Here is a 26,475-nt window from a genome sequence, read left to right as displayed (position 1 = left end):
TTTATTTTCTAAATGCCCGTATTAATGTAATATAACCTTTAAACACCTGTGTCTCTGTACCGCCTTTGCGTTTGACGGTCAGCAGATAATAATAAGTTCCTTCATTTAATCCTTCACCAGACCAGGTATTCTGGTAATTGCTTTGTCTGAACACCTCATTACCCCAACGGTTGACAATGATCAGTTGATTTTCTCCATACTGATTCAGACCACGGATCTCAAAGACATCATTGATGCCATCCCCATTTGGTGTAATCAGGTTCGGAATGTTGATGTCAAAGAAATTAAGTCCTAAAGTCACCGTAGCCGTATTGGTCTGGTACCCGTACAGGTCTTTCACATTGTAGGTGAAACTGTCTCCCCCTGTATAACCCGGATCTGGAGTATAAGTCACTGTTCCATCACTGTTCACCATTACTTTTCCATGTTGTGGTGGGGTGACAATCTGTACGGAGCCTTTATCAAAACTGGAGTTGCCCGGATCGTCGTTGGCCAATATGTTGATGACAATGGTCTGATTGGCTTTTGCCTCTGCTTTGTCGTCAAAGGCTACCGGAGATTTTGGAACAACGATTTCGGTTGGCGTATTGTTGGTTTCTGCCGTTCCGGAAACATCACTGACCACTTTAAGCCCTGGCGTTACTGCATTTACAGTAGCCGTGTTGGTTACTTTTCCGGCATCTTTATCGGCCTGGGTAAGTGTATACAACTGAGTTGCTGTTACCGAGGCTCCCGGAACAAGACCGCCCGCTACAGGAACCGGAAGGTTGAGCATCCCCAGTTTGGCATCGGTCAGTGTAATGTTGTTCAGGTTCACATTACCACCATTTTTTATGGTAAAGGTATAAGTGACCTTATTGCCACTGAATACCGCCGTTTTAACCAGGGTTACTACCCCAATCTGAGGGACATTTGTCACCGTAGGGGTATCGTTATTTGCATCTGTACCCGAAACATCTGTTGCCTTGTCTCCTGCTGTGGTGGTTACTGCCACTGTAGCCGTATTGGTTACTGAACCGGTATTCCTGTCACCAAGGGTTAAGGTATACACCTCGGTGGTGGTTACAGATGCACCAGGTGCCAAACCGCCAGGTAGTGGAACCTGCCTGTTGATGCCAAGTTTTGCATCGGTGAGTGCCGCTGTATTTAAAGTTACATTTCCGGTATTCAGGATACGGAAAGTATACGTAATGCTATTGCCATCTGTGGCTACCACCGCGGTTTTAATGAGCGCAACGGCTGCTTTGGAAGTGATCATCACTACTGTCGGATCATCTGGTTGTGGCGTACTCGGATCATCAGATTTAGGTTTGGTAATACTACCACCTCCTGGCACTGTACCGGTTACCCCAGCCTGGTTACTGAACATGCCTGCATCGACCTCTGCCTGGGTCAGGGTATGTTTTGCTGTCAGGGTAACAGAGACGCCCGGAGCTATGGTTGCAATACTTGCCGGGCTGATGCTTCCTGCATCGGCACCTTCATCCTGTACAAATACGTTGCTTAAGCTTACATTACCAGTATTGGTGACCACCAGGGTATAGTTAATTACATCCCCTGCTTTGCTGCCGGTGTTGTTGGCTGCTTTGGTCAGGCTCATGGAACCTGCAGGCGTAATCAGTACCACCGTTGGATCATCAGGCGCGTTGGTGGACGGATCATCTGATTTAGGATTGGTAACCGTACCTCCGCCTGGTTTTGTACCGGTCACTGAAGCCTGATTGCTAAACCTTCCGGCATTCACTTCGGCCTGGGTCAAAGTATGTTTGGCACTTAGGGTCACCGAAGCACCCGGAGCCAGACTTGCTACATTTGCAGGTGTAATACTACCCGCATCTGCACCGGCATCTGTTACAGCTACATTGCTTAAGGTAATGTTTCCGGTATTGGTCAATACCAGGGTATAATTGATCACATCACCTGCTTTGGTACCCGTATTATTTGCCGCCTTGGTAAGGCTCATTGCTCCTGCAGGTGCTATTGTAACCACGGTAGGATCATCCACCGCCGGTGTAGACGGATCATCTGATTTAGGATTGGTTACCGTGCCGCCTCCAGGTCTGGCCGCTGTTACCGCAGCCTGGTTGCTGTATGAACCGGCATCTACATCGGCCTGTTTCAGTGTGTATTTTGCAGTTACGGTCGCTGAAGCACCTGGAGCAAGACTAAGCGGAAGCGCACCGAGACTACCTGCATCTACACCCGGATCAGTAATCACCGGATTATTCAGGGTAAGCCCGCCGGTATTGGTCACCACAATGGTGTAGTTGATGACATCGCCGGCTTTGGTCACGGCCGGTCCGGCAGCCACTGCTTTTGTAAGGCTCATTGAGGCAGAAGGCACAATCGGAACAATAGTCGGATCGTTTGGTGCAGGAGTATTAGGGTCGTCTGATTTTGGTACCATTACCGAAATACCACCAGGTGTTACTCCGGAAATACTGGCCTGATTACTAAAGCTGCCTGCATCGACATCGGCCTGAACAAGTGTATGTTTAGCTGTAACTGTTGCCGATGCCCCTGGCGCAAGACTGGCTGGTAAAGCACCAATGCTACCTGCATCTGCACCACCGTCATCGATCAGCAGCTGGGTTAAAGTCACATTGCCGGTATTGGTCACCACCAAAATGTAATTAATTACATCTCCTGCTTTAGAAACCGAAGTTCCAGCTGCCGCCGCTTTGGTTAAGGTCATAGAACCATTAGGCACAATTAATGCCACAGTCGGGTCATCAGGTGCCGGCGTAGATGGATCATCTGATTTCGGTTTGCTTATGGTTGCGCCGCCCAGACTGACTGCAGTTACTGCAGCCTGGTTGCTATAACTTCCGGCATCTACATCTGTTTGTTTAAGGGTATACTTAGCCGTTAAGGTTGCAGAAGCCCCTGGAGCCAGGCTGGATGGAACCGCACTTATGCTGCCCGCATCGACCCCGGTATCGGTCAGTACAAAATTACTCAGCGTAACGTTGCCTGTGTTTTTAATCACAATGGAATAATTGATTACATCCCCCGCTTTAGAAACTGAAGTTCCTGTTGCCAATGCTTTGGTCAGGCTCATCGAACCTGCCGGACTAATGGTCACCACAGTCGGATCATTCGGTGCTGGTGTATTTGGATCATCAGAACCCGGAACACTTACTGAAGTACCACCTGGTGTTACCGCAGTTACTGCAGCCTGGTTGCTATAGCTTCCTGCATCCACATCAGCCTGTTTCAAAGTGTAGGTTGCACTTAAGGTAACTGAAGTTCCCGGTGCCAGGGTCGTTGGCACACCGCTTATGCTACCAGGATCGGCACCCGCATCGGTCAATACAATATTTTTTAAGGTCACATTACCTGTATTGCTCAATACCAGGGTATAATTGACCACATCCCCAGCTTTGGAAACGGCCGTCCCCGGTTTGATTGCTTTCGTTAATGTCATTGAACCTACCGGACTGATTGGCACAATGGTCGGATCATTGGCTGCCGGGGTTGAAGGGTCGTCGGAAGCCGGATTGGTTGTGGTTGCCCCGCCCGGTGTTGTACCGCTCACACTAGCCTGATTGCTGTAACTTCCGGCATCTACATCCACCTGTTTAAGGGTATATTTAGCCGTCAGTGTAGCTGAAGCACCTGGTGCAAGTGAAGTAATGCTTGCCGGCGTCACACTTCCCGGATCGGCACCCAGGTCAGATACTGCAATGCCGCTCAGTGTGACATTCCCCGTATTGGTCACCACCAAACTGTAATTAATCACGTCACCCGCTTTGGTAACTGCTGGTCCGGTTGCAGCCTTGGTTAAGCTCATTGAACTCACAGGGTTAATGAGCACTATTGTAGGATCATCTGTTGCCGGAGTGGTCGGATCATCGGATTTTGGATTGCTTACCGCTGCCCCACCCGGCGCTGTGCCGCTAATGGCTGCCTGGTTGCTATAACTTCCCGCATCTACATCAGCTTGTTTAAGGGTATATTTAGCCGTTAATGTAGCTGAAGCACTTGGTGCTAATGCAGCAGGCAGTGCGCTTACACTTCCGGCATCTACACCCGCATCCGTCAGCACCAGATTGTTTAGGGTCACATTTCCAGTGTTTTTAACTACTATACTATAATTGATCACATCACCTGCTTTGGAAACAACCGCTGCAACTGCTGCTTTGGTTAGGCTAAAGGAAGCCACAGGCGCAATCACAACTTTGGTCGGGTCATTAACAGCCGGTGTATTCGGATCATCTGAAGCCGGGTTGGTGGTGGTTGCACCAGCCGGTGTGGTTCCGGTTGCAGCCGCCTGGTTACTGAAACTACCTGCATCTACTTCCGTTTGTACCAAAGTGTGTTTTGCTTTAAGGGTAACTGAAGCCCCAGGTGCAAGACTTGCTATACTTGCCGGTGTAATGCTTCCCGGATCTGCTCCAGGATCGGTTACCGCTACATTGCTTAAAGTCACATTGCCTGTATTGGTCACCACCAGCGTATAATTAATCACATCACCAGCTTTAGCACCACCATTATCGGCCGCCTTGGTAAGGCTCATGGAACTGATTGGTGCTATTGGCACTTTGGTTGGATCATCCGGAGTTGGTGTAGTAGGATCATCAGATTTTGGCGTAATTGTCCGGACACCCTGAGGGGTATTGCCATCCACTTCTGCCTGGTTACTGAAACTACCTGAATCGACTTCCGCCTGTGTTAGGGTATGTTTAGCGGTTATTGCTGCCGAAGCACCTGGTGCCAAACTGCTTACCAGACCAGGCGTAATGCTGCCCGCATCTGCTGCCGGATCTAAAACAACCACATTATTTAAGGTTACATTACCCGTGTTTTTGACCACAAGATTGTATGTAATCACATCACCCGCTTTGCTTACCAGGGTTCCCGGAGCAGCAGCTTTGGTGAGCGTCATGGAATTCACCGGTGTAATGTACACAATGGTCGGATCGTCTGGCGCAGGGGTATTTGGATCATCGGATTTAGGATCTGTTACATTGTTGTTTCCAGGATCTTTAGCAGTTACACTGGCCTGGTTACTGTACATTCCCGCATCGATATCTGCTTGCTTTAAGGTATACTGAGCCGTCAATGTTGCAGAAGCCCCTTTGGCAAGTGCAGGGATAGAAACCGGAGACAAACTTCCCGCATCAATACCTGTGTCCGTAACCACTACGTTGCTCAAATCTATGTCACCTGTATTGCGGACCACCAGCGTATAATTAATCACATCACCTGCTTTGGTTGGTGCCGGACCTGCGGTTACCGCTTTAGTCAGTACGATTGCCGGATTGGCTGGGTTAATGGTAATGATAAAGGTTTGAGGTGCAGAGGTGTCGTTTCCGCCATTCAAGGTTCCACCATTGTCTTTCAGCACCAATGTAATGGTGGCTGTTCCGGTTTGCCCGAAAGCAGGTGTATAAGTCAATGTTCCGTCTGCAGCTACAGAAGGCTGTACGCTGAACAAGGCGGTATTGGTATTACCAGTTACCTCAAAATGGACTACCTGAGCACTTTCATTTGCAGGTCCCGGGCTAATTCCTGTAGCCCACGCACTTACACTTTGCGCCCCTGCATACTGCTGCAGTACCTGATCCGGACCTTTGGTAAAGACAGGCGGATCGTTGACCGGTGTTACATTGATGGTCAATGTGCTGGTTGCTGTCCCCCCGTTTCCATCGCTTACCGTATAGGTAATCACCGGAACAGGACCCAATGGATCGGTATCGTTGTAATCCGGCGCAGGGACAAAAGTATAACTGCCATCACTGTTGATGGTAATACTGCCTTTTCCAGGAATAGATACCGCAGTACCTACAGAGAAATCACCACTTAGGCCTGCAATGGTATATTTACTAATACTCAATATATCATTGTCTACATCAGAAGCATTGGACAGCAATCCGCTGGTCGCATTTATACTCAAAGTTACATCCTCGAGGGTTGTTTTCGCATTGGCATTGGCCACAGGATTAGAGTTCAGAATGGTAATTCCTGCCGTAGCCGTATTGTTTGCACTTACCGGATCCGTTTCTGTTCCGGATACTGTTGCTGTGCTCAGGTAAGGTCCTCCCTGCTTAACAGTCGCGGTAAGGGTTAAAGTCACTTGTGCACCAACCGCCAGACTACCAATATTCCAGAGCCCTGTACCTGGGGTATAACTTCCCTGACCCGGAGTGGAAGTAACCAAAGTATAACCAGCAGGCAGCGCATCGGAAACATTCACCCCTGTGGCATTACTAGGTCCATTATTTTTAACAGTTACCGTAAACACCACCTGATCGTTGACCCTGGCCGAAGCCGGAGCAACCGTATTGGTCACACTCAGGTCTGTTATTTTATCAATGGTCGTAGTCACCACATTAGAGTTCACATTGGTTCCACCAGCCAGATTTGCCGTTCCCGTATTGGTTAGGGTCGGTCCTGCGCCTGGATCAATGGTTGCAGTGACATCAATGGTAATTACATTCGCAACCCCTGCCGGTATTGCCCCGTTCAGGGCAATAGGTGTAGTCGTATAGACTGTTCCAGGTGTTGCCCCTGTGAGACTTGCCGTTCCGGAAACCGTTGGCGTCCAGGCAACATTGGTTAAACCGGCAGGCAACGGATCACCAATGCGTACATCGGGCGCATCACTGGAACCGCTGTTGCTTACCTTGATCTGGTAATGGATCTGTTCCCCTGCAACGGCAGAAGAAGGGCCACTTTTTGAGATGACCAGGGCCGCATTGCTGACAATAGTTGTTGTTGCTGTAGAAGCATTATTTGTTGCATTGTAATCCGTTACCGGGAATGGAATGGTTGCTGTCGGAGGAAGAATAGTCACCGTAGCTGTGTTAGATACCGTTCCCGCAGAAGTATTGGATGGCACAAGACCATTTACAGTAACCAGAATATAATTGGCACCACCGGCAGCAATATCACCCGTAACCGATACATTGGATCCTGAACCTGTAGTACCTGTAGTAATGCTTGCTGTACCCACTGACTGTGCGGTCCAGGTTACGCCTGTAATACCTGCCGGCACTGCATCACTGATACTTATACCCTGCGCATCAACCGGGCCATTGTTCATGACCTTTAGGGTATAACTGATGTTTTGCCCCGCAGCTACCTGGGCTGGTGCTTGTTTTGTAATGCTCAGGTCGGTAGAATTGTTTACCGAAGTGGTGACCACACTTTCTTTCTGGGTACCGGCTTCGACCGTCACCTTATTCATAAAGCTGGTCTGACTGGTTGGTTTAATGATACCGTTTACAATAATTTCAATGGTACCCGAGCCAGAATTCCCAATATTACCTTCTACATAAATATTGTTGGTTGAGCCACCGGCTGCTCCGGTGGTGATCAATGCATTACCGGTTTTACTAACCGTCCAGCTGGTGACCTGTACAGGATCTGTCGGCACATTATCGGTAATTTTAGCTCCGGTAATGTCACCGGGTGAAAGGTTGCTGACCACAATTTTGTAGGTGATCGGATCACCAATGTTCACCGTTGCCGGACCATATTTGGAAACCACAAATTCGGCCAGGTTGCTCACAGTGGTGTTGACACTTGATGTATTGTCCGATGGGACCGGATCGGGCACTATAGAATTGGCAGTAGCCGTATTGGTAATCACTTTGCCATCGGCAGTACCAGGCACTACCACCCCATTGATCAGGACATCTACCACCCCGCCTACAGGGATATCTGCCATCAGGTTCACATTATTTCCCGTACCTGTCCCCGGGTTGGTAATCAGTGCTCCACCAGAAGGCGTTGCTGTCCAAGTTGTCACCGAAATATCGCCAGGTACAACATCGGCAATGGTTGTATTTACAGCTGTACTTGGTCCGGTATTGGTGACCCTTAGGGTATACTGAACCGACTGCCCTGCTCCAATATTGGCGGGACCGGATTTTACAATGCGTACATTGGCCGCTGTAGAAGTAGTCGTTGTTGCTGTGCTGGTCACCGGGGTCGTACTGGTAAAACCGGCCGGAGGTGTTGCCGAGGCTGTATTGGAAATGGATGTACCTGTAAATCCAGGTCTTAACTGACCACTCAGGTTAATGAGTATCGCATCCGTTCCATTGCCCTTTAAATTTGCTGTTAAATTGACATTGCCTGTTCCACTGGGTACCGAACTGGTTGCTGTACCCACAGTAGTTACTGACCATATCGGATTTAAAATGTCTGCTGGAACAATATCCTGCACCGCTATTCCATTTGCATCGGTTGGACCGTTATTGGTCACTTTTATGGTATAATTAATGGCCTGACCTGCCACTATAGTTGCGGGACCGGTTTTTACAATTTGCAGGTTAGCTGTTTTGGTAATGGTGGTGCTTACTGTATTCGAATTGACGGCCACACCTGTTTCAACAGGGGTAACAACTGCGGTATTGTTCACAGAAGCTCCTGTAAATGCAGGATCGAGTTCTGCTGTAACGACCACATTGATGTGGTTATTTGCACCAGCCGGGATACTGCCCACAATGTTCACTGAAGACCCTGTACCGGTGGCACCACTTGAAATACTTGCTGCTCCCAAAGGCGTGGCCGTCCAGCTGACATTAATTAAACCTGCCGGCAAGACATCCGTAATACTCGCATTAGAAGCATTACTTAAACCATTATTGGATATGGTTAAATTGTAAACCACTTCCTCCCCCGCATTTTTTGTTGCCGGACCACTTTTGGTGATGACCAGTACAGGGTTTTGTGTAATGGTTGTGGTAACCGTTGAAGTACCTCCTGTTCCAAGCGGCTCTGCAGGACTAACCGTAGCCGTATTGCTTAAACTTCCAGCTGCTGCAGCCGGGTTCACCGTTCCATTAATGGTCACGGTAACCGTATTACCAGCGCCAGGTGGAACAAAGGCTTTAAGACTGACATTGTTTCCACTTCCCGAAGGAGTAGCCGTTACAGAAGCTGTACCTGAGGTTGAACTGGTCCAGCTGACATTGGTCAGGGCTGCAGGGACAACGTCGGCAATTGTTGCGTCTATTGCAGCACTACTTCCGGTATTGGTTACCTGTAAAGTATAACTGATGGCCGCTCCTGCGACCACCGTAGCAGGACCAGTTTTGGTGATGTTCAGTACCGGTTTATTCTGTACCAAAGTATTGTCTGTTGCTGTATTGTTGCCCGCAACAGGGTCTGTTACCCCAGACGGGGCCGTTACAGAAGCCACATTGGTTAAAGAGCCAATAAGGGTCGGATCTGTTTTACCAGATATGGTCAGTGTTGTACTTTGGCCAGTCGCCAGGGTTAATCCTGTCCAGTTGCCATTGGAACTGGTATATGTTCCAGCAGCAGCGGAATAAACTGGCGCCGAGAAACCAAGCGGTAAATTATCTGAAACATTCAGTATATCTGTGCTTTGGAGTTGAGCAGGACCATTATTGGTTATGGTCAACGTATACACCAGGTTTTCACCTGCAACTACGGGTTTTGGATTGGCCGTTTTGGTGATGCCAAAGTCCATTTCCCGATTAATCGCTGTATTGTCTGTTGCAGTATTGTTTCCGCTTACCGGATCAGTTGTGCCAGCTGGCGGGGTTAAGGTCACTGTATTGACCAGGTTACCGCTCGCATTTGCAGCAACCGTACCCTGTATGCTCAAGGTGGTGTTTTGACCGTTGCTAAGCGTTAAACCTGTCCAATTTCCAGTGGTGCTGTTGTAGGTTCCTGCCCCTGCAGTATAAACTGCACCGCTAAAGCCCGCAGGAAGAGCATCGGCCACATTGACCACGTCAGTGGCCAATAAAGCACCTGGTCCTTTATTGCTTAGGGTTATGGTATAAGTTAAGCTCTGGCCTGCCTTTGCAGGTTTAGGGGCTGCTGTTTTGGCAACCTCCAGGTCTATTACCCTGCTTACTGTTGTATTGTCTGTTGCAGAATTATTGGTATTGTCGGGATCTGTTGTTCCGGCAGGAGGCGTTAAAGTTGCCGTGTTGCTTAAAGTACCGCTGGCATTGGCCGCAACAGAACCAGTTATTGTTAAAGTGGTGCTTTGTCCCACGCCCAGTGCTACGCCTGTCCAGTCGCCGGTAGCGGGGTTATAACCTCCTACACCCGGTACATATACCGGATTAATAAAGCCGGCAGGGAGTGCATCGGCGACATTGACCACATCTGTATTCAGTAAGGCACCTGGTCCTTTATTGGTCAGTGTAATGGTGTACATAAAAGGCTGACCGGCAACTGCTGGTTTAGGACTGCCCGTTTTGGTTAAGGCCAGATCCAGCACCCTGTTAATGGTCGTTACATCTGTGGACACATTATTTCCTGGTACAGGGTCTGTTGTTCCATCGGGCACCAAAATGGTTACCGTATTGGTCAGACTACCCGTTGCCGTTGGGGCCACTACGCCGTTTACTGTTAGGGTTGCACTTTCATTTACCGCCAGGTTTGAACCGGTCCAGCTGCTGGAAGCCACATCAAAAGTTCCCTTGCTGGCCGTTGTTGTACCACTGGAAGTATAACCCGGAGGCAATACATCTACCCCTTTCACTACATCAGACGGATTGAGGCTTCCCGGACCGTAATTGGTTAAGGTAATGGTATAGGTAAGGGCCTGACCGGCTACTGCTGGTTTTGGACTGGCTGTTTTTACCACACCCAGATCAATGATCCGGTTCACTGTGGTGTTGTCGGTAGCCGTATTGTTTCCAGTTACCGGATCGGTTGTCCCTGCCGGCGGGGTTAAGGTAGCGGTATTGGTTAACGTTCCTGTTGCCCCGGTAGCCACTGTACCTGCAATGGTCAGTGTAGTACTCTGGCCTGTCGCCAGGGTCAAGCCTGTCCAGTTTCCGGTCGCACTGGCATAAGTTCCTGCCCCGGCAGTATATACCGGACTGGTAAAGCCAGCTGGTAAAGCATCGGCTACTTTCACGACATCAGTAGCCAGTAAGCTTCCCGGTCCATTGTTTGTTAAGGTAATGGTGTAAGTTAAAGCTTGTCCTGCTACCGCTGGTTTTGGTGTAGCAGTTTTGGAAAGGCCCAGATCAATTACCCTGCTAATGGTGGTATTGTCTGTTGCGGTGTTGTTTCCGGCAACCGGATCTGTTGTGCCTGCCGGGCTTGTTAAGCTCACCGTATTGGTTAGGGTGCCACTGGCAGCAGGACTTACCGTACCTGTTACCGTTAATGTGGTACTTTGCCCTGTGGACAAGGCCAGGCCAGTCCAATTACCGGTTGAAGCATCAAATGTTCCGTTTAAAGCTGTGTAGACTGGTGTGTTAAAGCCCGCAGGAAGGTTATCTGTTAATTTAACCACATCGGTAGCCAGTAATGCACCAGGCCCTTTATTGGTTAAGGTAATGGTATAAGTTAAAGCCTGACCGGCTACCGCTGGTTTTGGACTGGCTGTTTTGGCCAGATCCAGATCCAGGACACGACTTACTGTTGTATTGTCTGTTGCTGTATTGTTGCCTGTAACCGGATCGGTTGTGCCGTTTGGAGGTGTTAAAGTAACGGTATTGGTTAAGGTGCCCGTTGCGGTCTGTGCCACCGTACCTGCAATGGTAAGTGTAGTACTTTGTCCAGTTGCTAGCGTTAAACCTGTCCAGTTTCCGTTTGAGCTGGTATAGGTTCCCGTAGCAGCCGTATAAACCGGACTGGTAAAACCTGCAGGTAAAGCATCCACCACTTTAACCACATCAGAACTCAATAAGCTACCGGGGCCATTATTGGTTAAAGTAATGGTATAGGTTAAGGCCTGTCCGGCCACTGCTGGTTTTGGACTGGCGGTTTTAGCTATCCCCAAATCAATTACCCTGCTGATGGTGGTGTTATCAGTTGCCGTATTGTTTCCCGTTACCGGATCGGTAGTTCCCGCCGGAGGCGTTAAAGTTACCGTATTGGTCAATGTACCCGCTGCAGAAGGGGCAACAGTACCGGCAATGGTTAGTGTTGTACTTTGCCCGCTGCCCAGGGTTAAACCTGTCCAGTTTCCATTGCTGCTGGTAAACGTTCCTGCGGCGGCGGTATAAACCGGACCAGTAAAACCCGCCGGCAACACGTCAACCACCTGTACCACATCCGAAGCCAGTAAAGCACCGGAACCATAATTGGTTAAGGTAATGGTATAGGTTAAGGCTTGCCCGGCCACTGCTGGTTTTGGAGACGCTGTTTTGGTTACGCCAAGGTCTATTACCCGGCTAATGCTGGTGTTATCGGTTGCCGTATTGTTTCCTGTTACCGGATCGGTTGTTCCGGAAGGGGGCGTTAAAGTCACCGTATTGGTCAATGTCCCTGTGGCTGAAGCATTAATCGTACCTGAGATGGTGAGCGTTGTGCTCTGGCCATTTTGCAGGGCTACCCCTGTCCAGTTGCCTGTTGCAGGATCAAATGTACCTGTTAAAGGTGTATAGGTTGGTGTGGTAAAACCAGCCGGAAGGTTATCTGTAAATTTAACCACATCTGAAGCCAATAGAGCTCCCGGACCATTATTGGTTAGGGTAATGGTATAGGTTAACGTTTGCCCTGTAACCGCCGGTTTTGGACTGGCCGTTTTGGTTACACCCAAATCGAGCACCCGGCTAACGGTCGTATTGTCGGTTGCCGTATTGTTTGCTGTTACCGGATCGCTTGTTCCCGGAGGTGGCGTTAAATTAACCGTATTGACCAGTGTACCAGTTGCACCCTGGTCGACAGTACCTGAAATGGTTAGTGTGGTGCTTTGTCCGGTGCTCAGGTTTAGCCCTGTCCAATTGCCTGTTGCACTGGTATAAGTACCGCTTGCTGCCGTATAGGCCGGATTGTTAAATCCAGCCGGCAGATTGTCAATAACCTTCACCACATCTGTGGGTTGAATGGTACCCGGCCCGTTATTGGTTAAAGTAATGGTGTAAGTTAAAGCCTGCCCGGCTACTGCCGGTTTCGGACTGGCGGCTTTGGTTACGCCGAGGTCAATGACGCGGTTTATGGTCGTATTATCGGTCGCTACATTATTTCCGCCTACCGGATCTGTTGTACCAATCGGAGCCACTACAGTAGCCGTATTTACTAAATTACCACTGGCGGTCGGAGCAACATTACCTACTATGGTTAAGGTGGTGCTTTGTCCGCTGGCTAAAGAAAATCCGGTCCAGTTGGCCGTCGCGCTACTATAAGTACCCACAGCTGGTGTAAAACTTGTAGCGGTAAAACCCGCAGGAACCACATCTACCACGCTGACCACATCTGTTGGGATGATGGAACTTGGCCCGTTGTTGATGAGTGTAACGGTATAGGTTAAAACTTGCCCGGCCACAGCTGGTTTTGGAGAAGCTGTTTTGGTTAAAGCCAGGTCCATGGTGCGTACAACAGGAGTAACAACGGTAGCCGTGTTGTTTGTATTTACCGGATCAATAGAACCGGCAGGTGGTGTTACTGTTACCGTGTTGCTTAAGCTGGTGGTCGTAGCTCCGTTCACGGTTCCCGCAATAACCAGTGTAGCACTCTGACCAGAAGCTAAGGTTAAGCCAGTCCAATTGCCCGATGAACTGGTGTAGGTCCCGTTGGAAGGCGTAAAGCTCGAAGCGGTAAAACCAGCAGGCAAATTATCTACTACTTTAACAATAGCAGAAGCTGGTAAAGTGGTTGGTCCGTTGTTGGTTAAGGTAATGGTATAGCTTAATGGCGATCCTGCAGTTGCAGTCGCCAGTGAAGCAGTTTTGGTTATACCAAGTTCGTACACGGGTACAATAGGCAGGGTATAGTCTTCTACCTCTCCATTACTCACCACGGAACCCATATCTGCGGTGGTGATGGAGTTGGTCGAAATCCTAAACCTGGCATAAGACTGCCCCGGAACCAGGCCTGTTAAACCTGTCCAGGTTAAGGTCGCTGTGGTGGCCCCCGGAGGAACAACTACGGCAACACCTTCTGAGGCTTCAAAGGTTCCGTTGCGGTTAAAATCTATCCAGCCCACCAGATTGGCATTTACCCCACTGGTGTTACCCACCGTTGCTGTTACAGTATAGGTTGTGTTTTGTACGGTCAGCTGAGGAAAAGAAGCAATCCCATCTTCGTCATTTTCTCCGTTTAAGTTATCGGCATCGGCATTGGTGCCCAGATTTGTAAAAACAGCCGGGTCAAAATCGCCGGATATTGCGCCTAATTTTGGCGTGGCCGGTTTGGTCACTGTAGCGGGCGTAATGAGCTGCCCTCCACTTGGCGGATTGGCAATGTATACCGTATTGGTAGTGGTTGCATTGGTTGGAGAAGGATTGGCACCACCAACCAATAATGGGCTTAGGGTATGAGAAGGTGCTCCATAGCTATCAGGCGCATCTCCGCGTTCGGAATAAGCAATAACCCCTAAAGCCATCGCCGTAAGTCCCCCAGATTCAATATGGGCATCGATGGTTAAAGGATTACCCAAACTTGTAGCCGCTTTTTGGGTATACAGCAGCGCGGCATTCTGATTACATTGTAACTGGACCGTTTTATCACTGTTCGAAAAGGTCATTCTTCTTCCAAAACCTACCCCACCCTGATCACTTGTATTGTCCACATACGTTTCCAGTAACCTCCAGGAGTCACCATTGGTGGTACCCTTGGTATACTCATTAGAAGCATCAGCTTCTGCATTACCAAACACCATACCCACGTCGGCAGGTTGACCGTTTATGCTTGCATAAATACGGACCCTAAAATCTGCGTCGGCCCCATTTATACTGGTCCGGATGGCATTCACCAGGGTATTGTTTGTTCCTGTACCCCCTATGTTATATAAATAATTTAATCTGTCTTCATACCAGCTTCCTGAAACATAAGGAATTAAAGCCGGGCTACCACTGGCACCGGTAATAGAAACCTGGTCAATAATGGCTGTAATGGTAATGCCATTGACGACAAAGGTAAAGTTCTTGGGTGCTGCCCCGGTGGTCATGTTCAAACCGGTAAAATTAAGCCAGTAAATGTTGTTTCTATAAATTCCTGTTCCACCGGTGGCCTGAACCTGGGCCAGCGATTTAAAAGCAAACATGGTCAGCAGCAGAGACATCAGTCCTATTCTGCACAGCCCTTTTAAAAAAGCAGGTTTTGATGTAGAATAAACAGGAAATTTTAAAAAGTCCCGGATAGAGCGTTTTAAAAATGTGGCAAAATATGCGACAATTCGAACGTAAATTTTTCCCATAGGTGGAAGAGCTTAGACGTTTAAGTTAATTTAGACAGATAAAGAAGAGCGACGTACTATATTGAACCCTAAAGGGGCTAGATGTCCAAAATTATAAAATTATTGTTACAAAAATAATATTCTAAAATAATCGTATAAAACAATCGTTTATATGTTCAAACATCAATTAAACAAAATATAAATATTACATCTTAACTAAAACCGGATTAACAGCAGAATTGTTTTTTCTTTTAAAAATTAATCCCAGGGCGCTTCTTACAAAAAAAGATAATTGGAGTATATATAAATTTAATAAAAAAAATATTGATTCATCCAAATCATCACTAAAATTTTCGCAAGTCCCCCCATTTTTTTATTGTCTCCATCAGGTGATCATTTAAAGCCCGTTTAACCTGTAAAACATATTTACCCTAAGGAACAAAAAAATAAAGTCGGCCATTCTACTTTACTGAAATCCCTCATTTTTTTTATTTTTTTCTCTGGTTTAGCCTCCATTTTATCTTAAAAACCACCAATTGAAGGTAAAAAAAATCCCCAGACGAACTGCCTGGGGACTCAAAACTGAACAAAATGAATACCTGCTAATACTTTCTTCCTAATGCGTCATTGGCCGTTTTCAATAAAGAATTACTACCATTTGCATCCTGATAAAGTTCCCACATCATCATTCCATTAGCCCTTGCTTTTGCCAGCAAAGCTTTGTTTTTAACCATTTCTGTGCCATTGTAATAATATAACAATCCTGAAACGGTAAAGACATCACTTTTAGGGTCTGCCCCTCTTCTGAGCAAGTCCCTATAGGCAATAGCGGCATTGCCACTCTCCTTTCCATAGGCAGGAAAACCCAGAATAGCCTTTTCCTTTGGCATGCCTTTAGTTTGCAGCCACACATCCAGACTGGCCTCGGCCATTTTATAAGAAGCATGCTGTCCGGGACTGGTGCTGTCCCAGCCGATACCGTCATACACCATAATGTTAAAAAAGTCTGTTACCGCAATGGTTTTTGCGCTGATGCCATCCCGTACCGTTCCGGCATATACCGCTGGTGTAATGGCGGCACTGAGGTATTTGTGCCATTTATGAAGAGAATCGGCCATTTCTACCATTAAGGCTTCATAAGTAACCAGGTTTCCGTTGTTTGCTCTTGGGTACTCCCAATCCATATCCACCCCGTCGAGCTCATTGTCCAATACAAACTGCAGCACATTTTTTACCAAACGTGTTCTGGAGCCCGGACTGGCCGCCAGAATGGTATAAGTAGCTTCCGGACCTGCAAGGGCAATTGCTGTTTTTACGCCATTTTCCTTAGCCCTTTTGATTACGGTTTTAAAACGGGCAGGCTGGGTAAGTGCCTGCAAACTGCCGTCGGCATTGGGATACAAAAAGGCATAGTTTAAATGCGTCATCATTTTATACTTTTCTGTTGCTACAGAATCCGGTTCGCGGGAAGCGGAAAAGTAAGTGACAATTTTAAAACTGTTATCGGGTACATAAGCTCCTGCAGGCGCTTGTCTTTGTACTTTAGGGGGATCATCAGGAACCCAGTTTACCTTTTTATTACAGGCCTGAAGGATCAGCAATGCAAACATTGCCATATATAGAATACGTTTCATAATTTTAAATTAATTTGTTCCCCTTTTCACATGGTCTATCGCTATTCCGTATGGAATAAAGCCTTTGATAAAGAATTCTGCTGGTTTGGTCCCATTAAGGGCATACCTTTTCACGCCGGAATTGCTTCCTGAACCGACCACCACACCCGAGGCATTTACATCCGAAGCATCGCGGTATCCGTAATACACATAACCGGCAGAGCCATCGTCTGGTGCATTGTCAATAGCAATTCCGGTTACAGAAGTCATTTCATTGGCCCCTCCCTCGGTAGAGAAATTCGCCATCGCGTCAATTAAACGAATGTCCGTACCATCTAAATTGGCCGAATAGAAACCTTTATCGTAACCACCGCCTAAAAAGTTGATGACAAAATAGATTTTACTGTTTTTTGTATCTACCGCAAAAGTCCTGATTTTTAAATCTTTAAACCCAGGAACAGTTTGAATAAAAGTGCCGGTGGTGGATATGCGGTACAAGCCCTTACCTGCAGAGCCGTGTTTGGTATACCAGATTTCGTTGTTCACGATCTGGATCCCACCATCAATCCAGCCAAATACGCTGGTTGTGCCCGCCTGGGCCGCAGTCAAAGCAAATTTAGGCGCAGGATAGGGACCATCGGCAGACTCCAGGGCAATCGAACGCATACCTGGCACGCTGGTATTCCTGGATAACCACCATACATTTCCGTTGTTGTCTACCGTACTCGCAAAAGGGTCATCGGCATACGTTCCGGTTGCAGTAGTAATGGTTTTATCCGAACCACCATTCAGGTCTACCGAAAAAATACGTCCGTCGGCATTTGCAGCAGCGGTAAACAAAACATTTGCCCCCGTATTGGAAATGACCACCTTTTCTCCGGTTACGGTTAGCGACCAGGGATGCAAACCTACCGCGGCAGGTAACTGGATGGGTTGAGGGGCTTGTTTTTGTGTGAAAAACTGTTTATATAGTTTACCCGTTTTCACATCAGAAAAGAATAAAGCCTTCACCAGTTCACCCTGTACCCCAATGACCCGGGTGGCCGTTAGCGTTTCCTGACCATCATTAACTGTTAACTTCACCGTATAGGTTCCAGCTTTTGCATAGGTTATTTTTGGTTTTTCAAGTGTAGAAACCTGTCCGTCCCCAAAATCCCAGTTGTACGTTACCGTTTTACCCGGATATTTAAACACAGATGCTTTAAACTCTACTTCCTGTAAAAACAGAATATTATCAGGAACAATAATTTGTGGCTGCTGTTTTTTAACCAGCAGTTGTTTGTTTACAAATTTACTGCTTCCATCTGCATATTTAACCGTGAGCTTAATGTCATAAGTACCGGGAAGTTCATAAAAAATGGTGTCAGGTGTTAAACCCGTTGAAGTGCTCAGGTCTTTAAGTCCCGATTTGGTCAATTGTTTACCACCTGTAAAATCCCATTGGTATTCAGTAGCATGCTTGGACCGGTTTACCAGCAATACCTTTGCCGGGGCAAAAACATCGCCTGCAGGAACATCAAAATTGACAGCCACATCACTGTCCTGACTGCCTCTGCCAATGGTATCTTTTTTGCAGCCTGCCAGAATACATAGCAGAACCATCAAAAAGGAAATTTTAAATATCTTGATCATGGCTTCTATTAATAAGTTGCTTCAAATTCGTTAGTTACTTGTGCCACCGCACCTGATGTCGAAGTCACTTTTGAGGTGACGCTTGCATGTAGCAAACCTTGTTTTTTAAAGGTTTTAAAACCCTTCTGAACAAATAAGGCCCTGCTCAGGTTGTCCCTCAGGTAAGCTTTACCTATATCAGAGATGCCGGTCCTTGTGGCCCCGGTTTTGGTAAAACACTCTTCTGGTGCAGCCGGAAAAAATGTACTGAACTCCGCTACCGTTATTACATAAGCCAGCTGGCTCAGTAAGTTATTGTAAGCCTCATTGGGCAATGCATTTAGCAAATCGGCCCCCTCCATTTTATATTTGCCCCCGGTAGCGATAAATTGTTTATACACTGCAGCCAATACATAAGCATTACTGGCCGTTACATAATAACTATTGAGGCTTTTGCCATTTTCCGGGAAAGTTTTCCATGCGCCATTGGCTATGGTATCGGTAACCACCATTTTTGGGGCGGTTGCGCTCCAGGTTTCCAGTTTCGTGGTTTGCAGTTCCAGGTAAATCCCAAAGTTTTCATACAATTTGTGCAGGTATTCTACTTTAGCAATCTGGTCGCTACGCTCCCAGGTTGTGCTGGTTACATTCACCGTATCCCCCACCTTTAAAGTCCGGGTACTCAAACTCACCCGCAATTCCGGTCTGTACTGACCGTTGCTTTTTCCCAGCTCTTCAACAGGGCTATTTTTTTTACAGGCCGTGGTCAATACCATCAGGGCCAGTGCCATCCATACTATATTTTTCATATCCGCAGCATTTAAAGTTTAGAATTAGCAGACCACCACAGGTCTGTGAAAACCCAGTTTCTGGCCATAGCGCCCAGTCTGGCAATTTCCTTAGGATTATAGATATATTCTGTCTGCGGATCATAAGGAAAACGCTGTATCCATTTTCCGCCAAATTCAGCCAGGATGTTTTTTGGATAGTAAAGGCCCGGGTAGGCATCTGTTTTATATTTATGCCTTCTCATGTCTACCCAGGTTTCGCCCTGCAGGTACAAAGCCACATACTTTTGCATCATAATATCTCCTATGGTCAAATCATCCGCAGTTTTTTTCACTTTGGCAGAGGCCATATAGCGGCTCACACTATCGGCAACAATACCCAAACGACCCATATTTTCGCTAATGCCACTTTTATAAGCCTCAAAAGCAGTTTGTTTATCGTTTTTATACCACGCAGCTTCAGACTTCATAAAATACAGCTCCTCTTTAAGCATATAAGGCATTGGCGAATTGTCTGCTGTCCAGAAACCTTTATATAAGGAAGCAAAATCATCAAATGGTATATCGGCAATACCTTCGGACATTTTAGCCCCCTGGTACCTGCCGTTTTTACCAGGTGTAGTGAGTTTATATAACCGTGGGTCGTATTTGATCCCCGGTTCTGCTACAGTCAGGTAGTTCATAAAAAAATCGGTCGAAACACTATTGCCCAGGTAATTGGTAATGTCAGCAAAGTTCCAGACCGGGTTGGGTACACTTGGTCCCCACATGTTTTTTTCATAATCCCGTTGAGGATCTGCTGCGTATTTAAAAACAGGGTCTTTCCATGCCGCAAGCGCAGTATTCGCTTCAGAAATTACCTCATCGTATTTGTTGTCAAAATTAGCGGTATGAATACGCATTCTGGCTTTTAAAGCATGCGCAAAGGCGGTCCACTTGCTCAGGTCGCCCTGAAAAATCAGGTCTGAAGCTGCATTCATTACTTTTGCCTGGGAGCCGCTTTTCTGAATATCGGCCATTCCCTCGTTCAACAGACGCTCCACCTCTGCATACACCACGTCCTGGGTATCATAGGCCGGACTGAAATCACCGGTGTAGGCTTCTTTGACTGGCATATCGCCAAAAGAATCTGTAGCGGTCAGGTAAGAATAGGCCATAATGATTTTACCGACTCCTGAATAATTAAAGGACTGTTCCTGTTCTGCTGTTTTGATCAGGCTGATGCAATTGCTGCCCACATCAAAATAATGCCACCTCCAGGCCCCCATCCGCGTGATCCGGTTGTAGTCCCATTGTGATTCAATGGCATTGGTGGTATACCTGCTGGTGATGTAAAAGGAATGATAGACCGAAAAACGGGCATGAGAATAGGCATGATAGGCCATATTCCCTAAAACCCCGGGCAACATCAGGTTAGATGTTGTGGTGACCGGCTGTACCGGGTTTACATTGATATCCAGGTTTTTCTTACATGCCGAAAAAAGCATTAGTAAAACCGGAATTAAATATATCTTCTTGTTCATCTTTTCAATTTTTTATAATTAAAAGCTTACCGTTAAACCAAAGGAATACGTTCTGGAAAGCGGTATTGCCCCAAAATCTACGCCCATGGTACTTCCACCTTCTGCGCCTCCTGCATTTGGTCCTGCACTGTTCACCTCGGGATCACCCCCTGAGTAATTGGTAAAAAGAAACGGGTTTTGTGCAGAAAATTCCAGCTGGATCCTGTTGACCTTTAACCTATTGGTAAAGGATTTAGGTAAGGTATAGCCCAAGGTCATGTAACGCATTCTTGCCCAGTTTACCTTTTCAATAAAATTAGTTCCTACTGAAGCATAGTTTGTGGTAAAGTAATTGTAATCCAGGACCACCGTTTTGGTGTTCTTTATATAGCTTCCGTCGGCTTGTTTGACCACCCCATTAAATACAAATTCCTTATCCCTCCAGTCTCCTGCTTCTTTGGCAATACCTGCCGACATCATTCCCAGGCGCGTTGCATTGTATACATCGCCGCCAATACGGATGTCCCACAGAAATGAAAGGGAGAAATCTTTGTACTGAAACTTATTTAACCAGCCAAAATTGAATTTAGGCTCGCGGTTACCAATGTACTGCTGCTTTTCTGTTGAATTGATTAAGGGATACCCATCGGCACCAATGACCATATAGCCGTCGCTGTTGCGCTGATAATCTGTACCTACAATACCTAAAACGGGCATATCCAATACCGAAGCTGCAATAGCCGCTGTATAAGGCTGACCAAAAGTATAAGGGAATACACGCACCTGATCGGGCAGCTCCATCATTTTTGAGGTATTTTTCCAGGCGTTAATGGTCATGTCCCATTGAAAGTTCTTTTGTTTCATCAGGGTCCCGTTAATGGAAAGCTCCAGTCCTTTGTTTTTAATGGTTCCTGCATTAAAAGTCTGGATCACGTAACCTGTTGTTAAAGGAACCCGTGCACTGATGATCTGGTCCTTACTCTGAGAAATGTAATAGGTCGCGTCTATATTTAAACGGTTTTTAAAGAAATGAAGCTCCATTCCATACTCATTGTTGGTGGTTACTTCCGGTTTAAGGTTTGGGTTCCCCCCGGTAGGATCGTTTACAAAACCGCCTCCGATCCCCAGGTACTGGGTCAGGTTGTTGTTTGTTCTGTAAATGGGTGCATCTTTACCAATTTTTGCATAAATGGTGCGGACCTTTCCACTCCAGTCTTTCGCATCCATCAGCTCGGAAAACACAAAACTTGCCCCTACGGAAGGAAAAAAGAACGACCTGGCATTGGTTGGCAAGGTAGAAGTCCAGTCCTGACGTCCAGTAAAACTCAAGTTGAGCATTCTTTTATATTCCAGTCTGAAATCGCCATACAAAGCATAGCGTTGTCTGCGGGGATTACTTTCTGTTGTTTTAAGATTGGCCGCCTCAATTACATTGACACTATGGATGGCCGGATTTTGAAATTTCTCACCGGTTATGGAATTGGTTTTAGCTTCATAATATTCAGAGGTTGCCCCAACCAGCGCATACACATTCAGGTCTTTGATCACTTCTTTATTAAAAGTGGTATTCAGGTAAGAAGTGGTATTGACATAATTGCCCCTGGTCTGGTACAGCCTTCCATCCCAGCTTCCGGGTGTACGCGGCACAGTGATGTTGTCATAGGTCTGGTTGTAATAATCCTGGCCCATTCGATAAGAAACGCTTAACCATGGGTAAGGTTTATAATCCAACACCCCATTTAATACTGTACGCCTGGTCCTTGTAGTCCTTGGGTTTTTATTGACGTTCCATAAAGGAGAAAGAATACCTGTTTCAGTTCCGCCATTGTCCTGATAATACACATAGTTTGGATCGCCATTGTCAAACTGGTAATTGCGTATGTCATACTGGCTCGGGTAACGGTATACACTATTGGCCCAGCCACCCGAATTAGAACCGACCAGTCCCTCTTTAATTTTATTGTCTATGTAATTTACAGATGCGCTCAGTTCCAGTTTCGGAGCAAGTTTAGCTGTACCTTTTAGTAATATGCCTAGTTTATCGGCATTGGTATTTGGAATAATGGATGAGCCATCCCTGTAATTTCCAGACATATAATAATTATATGTCTCTGTACCCCCGTTGATGTTAAAATTAAAATCATTGGTTAGTCCCGTATCGAAAAAGCGCTTTGGATTGTCATAGACCTGCTCATCGACCCTGAACTTTCTTCCCCATGAAGTGGTGGTACTGTTGTCGTAAGTACCTCCCAAACCTGTTGTATACATCGTTTGACGTTTTGGTAAACGGCCAACTGTTTCCAGAAAACTCTTTGCCGAGGCCACAACGTTCATTTTTCCGGAAGCCCCTTTTTTAGTGGTGATGATAATGGCACCAGAGGCTGCATCGATACCATAAATTGCGGCAGCTGCCCCACCCTTTAACACAGAAATGTTCTCTATGTCTTCTGGATTAAAATCGGCCAGACGGTTAACTGTCCCATCTGTAGAAGCATTACTGACACGGATACCATCTACAATCATCAATGGCTGATTGTCTCCGGTTAAGGAAGACACCCCCCTTAAAATGATCTCGGAAGGCAAACCGGGCGAACCACCTGAAGAAGTGATTTGCGCACCTGCAATTTGCCCTTGCAGGCCATTGATGATGTTCGACTGGTTGGCCTGCCTCAAATCGTCACCTTTAACACTTTGGATCGCATAGGTTAAAGTCCTTTTGTCTTTTTTGACCCCAAAAGCAGTGACCACCACTTCATCCAGTGACCTGGAATCTGTTTTTAAGGAAACATTGACTGTGGATGCTGCAGTGGGTGTTCTTTCCTGGCTTTCAAAACCAATGTAAGAAAACACAAGCACATCGCCTTTTTGAATGTTGATGGAATACATACCGTCGGAATTGGTTTGCACGACTGTAGAAGCCCCTTTAACCTTGACAGATGCACCCGGAATGCCCAGCCGGTCTTCAGCGGAGCTTACTTTTCCTGTAATGGTCATTTGCTGTGCCATGGCAGTGGCATAAAGCAAAAATGTGCTCAGGAAAAGCATGAGCAATTTTCTTTTCATAAAAGTTTATTTTGGTTAGTTTGTTAAGCTCTTTTTGCAGGTATTTGACGTTTTAAAAACGCATATAACCGCAAAAAGAGTTATTTTTTTCTAAATATGTACATTTTAAGCGGTTTTGAAAAGCAATAAACAGAAGTATTTTAAATTTTTATACAAAAGCCGCAAAAAGACGCATAAAATCAAAGGGGCATCCTACTTAAAGAATACCCCTTTGATCAGGCTGTAAAACCTGCTTTGAGAAAGTCGATTTAGAACTTATAAGAAATGCTACCCACAAAACTGCGTAGTTTTTGGGCATTCATCGTCGTGTAACCAATCCAGTATTCTTTGTTGGTCAGGTTATCCACCTTGGCGCCAATGCGAAATTTCGGATGATCATAAAAAATACTGGCATTTAAAACTGTATAGCTTGGCAGGGTAAATACACTTGTGGTTGTGTTTACAATTTTATTGTCGCTGGCATAATTTCCACCAAAACCTATTCCCAGTCCCTTTAAATTACCTTGTGGTAATTTATAACTCAACCATACATTGGCCGAGTAAGGAGACATAGAAGCACCATCCCTACGGCCTTCAACAGAAGCATCGGCATTTACAAAATAATTTTCATTGTATCCAAATCCTGTCAGGATGTTAAACCCTTCAAAAGGATTGGCCGTAAGTTCAAACTCTATACCCTTACTGATTTTACCACCGTCCTGAATTTGGAAATTAGGGTTAACCGGGTTTGTTCTTAGTACATCTTTTACTTTAATGTAGTAATAGGACACCGTACCACTTAGTTTTCCTTTAAAAGCATCGAGTTTAACACCACCCTCCAACTGATTGGCTTGTTCTGGTTTAAATGTATTTCCGTTGATGTCTGTACCACGCTGATTGGTAAAGCTGTTCTGATAATTTCCAAAAACAGATACCTGATCTTTTACCGGCTGATAAACCAATCCAAATTTTGGAGAGAAAGCAGTCTGTTTATACGGAGGGTTGCCACTGGCCGCTGCACCGGGAATGTTGTTTATATTTTCAAAACGATCTACCCTTAATGCAGCCAGGGCTGTTAAACGGTCTGTAACATTGAGCACATCCGATACATAAGCACTATATGTATTGCTGATGGCATTTGAAAGGTAATTTGAAACACTGTCCTTATTTCCCCTGTTTAACTTATAGTAGGCAGACAGGTTCGCTTCATTAAAATTATAATAATTAGGCATCGCTGTTCTGAATTTAACCACATCAAACTTATCGGTAGAATAAAACAACACATTAGAATTGCTGCGTAAATAATCCAATCCAACCACAATTCTGTTTTTCAACCGACCGATATTAAATTCGCCGTTAAAATTCTGTTGAACTTCAGTTACTGTGGCCTTACCATTGTCCGTAGACTGATCGCCCCTGGATAAGTAATTGGCCTTAGCAGACGCAGGAAGTCCCAATACCGCATCAGGAACAAGGAAAAAATATGGATTGCGACCATTAGAATAACTGTAGGTACGGGTAAAGCTCGTTTGGGAAGTCCATTTGCTACTGATTTTATAATTGGCCTGTGCAAAAATATTCGAATTGGTATAGGTTTGCTGCAAGTCGTTATTGGCGTAAGATTTCTTATAATCAAGCCCTGTCTGGTCCGCCCGGTCAAATCCCAGTTGTGAGGCCGGAAAATAAAAGAAAACAACTTGTCTGGCGGCATTTCTACCATTGGATATTTCGGCGTCAAAACTCAGGTCCAAACGGTCATTCACTTTATAGGAAAGACTGGGTGCAATAAAAAAGTTTTTATCGAAACCGCTGTCCTGAAAGCTTCCCTCGTAGTTGTAGGCTGCATTAACGCGCATATAAATCTGGTTTTCCTTTGCAATTGGTGCATTAAAGTCTATGGCCACCCGTTCAAAGTCATAACTTCCCCTGCTGTAAGAAACCTCGCCCCCGGTACCCTCATAAGGTTTTTTGGTTACCCTGTTGATTAAACCACCGTAAGAGGTTAAACTGTTACCAAATAAAGTTGCCGAAGGTCCTTTAATCACTTCCAGGCGTTCCAGGTTGGCTGCATCAATCCGGGATGTTACATTACCTGCAATGCCATTTCTGAGTTTGCTCTGGACAATAAATCCACGTGAGCTGTAATAAGCACCCCCATCTCCGCCACGGGAAGTTGCTTCCCACATTTTTTGGAGTCCCGGTACGTTCCGGGTTGCATCATCTACCGAAAAGACCAGCTGGTCTGAAATCAGTTCTTTAGAAACCGTGGTGTATACCTGTGGATTTTCCAGATTGTTCAAGGGCATTTTTGATACATATTCACTTTTTTTAGTTGCAAATTTGTTCCGGACATTACTTCTGATGTTGATTTCTTTTAGCTCGCTTGAACTTTGAACAATAATAAAATCGACATTAAGTTCTTCTGCTGCCTGAACTTTAATCTCCTTTTCGACCGATTTGGCACCCACTGCCGATACTTTTAAAGTATACTGCCCTGGCTTCACAGACTTAATGGTATAAAAACCAGCCTCATTACTGGTGTTTCCTTGATTTTTATTTTTTAAGCCAACCGACACATAAGCTGCTGGCTGGCCATCGGATGTAGAAATTCTACCTTTAATGGTGCCTGTGGATTGTCCAAAAACATTTAAAACAAAGAGCAGTAATAAAGGTGTAAGTATAAATTTTGTCATGTATTTATTTAGATTTATTATAAATAATAAGCAAAGAAACATACTGTACGCTGCTAATCCAAATTATTTTAATATTAAATCTGCAAGAACTTATTGGGAGCATTCTTTTCTATTGCGTCTTTTTTAAGGATTTTGTCACAAAAATTTACATCAACG

7 protein-coding genes are annotated in these 26,475 nt (G+C 46.0%); all 7 read right to left on the bottom strand.

From position 1 onward, the window contains the following. Position 1: 1 nt before the first annotated feature. The 7 genes from B0O44_RS00170 to B0O44_RS00140 all read right to left on the bottom strand — a co-directional run bounded on the left by B0O44_RS00170 (position 2) and on the right by B0O44_RS00140 (position 26,319). Positions 2-15,091, bottom strand: coding sequence for a DUF7507 domain-containing protein (locus B0O44_RS00170; protein ID WP_110826686.1), 15,090 nt, complete (start codon positions 15,089-15,091; stop codon positions 2-4). A gap of 581 nt (positions 15,092-15,672) precedes the next feature. After that, complete coding sequence (locus tag B0O44_RS00165; RefSeq protein ID WP_110826685.1) at positions 15,673-16,704, bottom strand: glycosyl hydrolase family 18 protein; 1,032 nt, start codon at positions 16,702-16,704, stop codon at positions 15,673-15,675. A 9-nt stretch (positions 16,705-16,713) separates the two neighbouring features. Beyond that, entirely contained in the window at positions 16,714-18,315 is a 1,602-nt protein-coding gene (locus B0O44_RS00160; protein ID WP_110826684.1) for a PKD domain-containing protein, read from the bottom strand. A gap of 8 nt (positions 18,316-18,323) precedes the next feature. Continuing rightward, complete coding sequence (locus B0O44_RS00155; protein ID WP_110826683.1) at positions 18,324-19,103, bottom strand: hypothetical protein; 780 nt, start codon at positions 19,101-19,103, stop codon at positions 18,324-18,326. Between the two features lie 11 nt (positions 19,104-19,114). Continuing rightward, positions 19,115-20,605, bottom strand: a complete 1,491-nt coding sequence (locus B0O44_RS00150; protein ID WP_245943494.1) for a SusD/RagB family nutrient-binding outer membrane lipoprotein — start codon at positions 20,603-20,605, stop codon at positions 19,115-19,117. 18 nt (positions 20,606-20,623) lie between these two features. Next, positions 20,624-23,647: a SusC/RagA family TonB-linked outer membrane protein gene (locus B0O44_RS00145; protein ID WP_110826681.1), complete on the bottom strand. Its 3,024-nt coding sequence runs from the start codon at positions 23,645-23,647 to the stop codon at positions 20,624-20,626. A gap of 248 nt (positions 23,648-23,895) precedes the next feature. After that, positions 23,896-26,319: a TonB-dependent receptor gene (locus B0O44_RS00140; RefSeq protein ID WP_110826680.1), complete on the bottom strand. Its 2,424-nt coding sequence runs from the start codon at positions 26,317-26,319 to the stop codon at positions 23,896-23,898. Positions 26,320-26,475: the final 156 nt, after the last annotated feature.

It is taken from the genome of Pedobacter nutrimenti (genome assembly GCF_003208655.1).
Lineage (GTDB): Bacteria > Bacteroidota > Bacteroidia > Sphingobacteriales > Sphingobacteriaceae > Pedobacter > Pedobacter nutrimenti.
The sequence above is the reverse complement of the archived record's forward strand: the minus strand, read 5'-3'. Positions and strand labels throughout refer to the sequence as shown.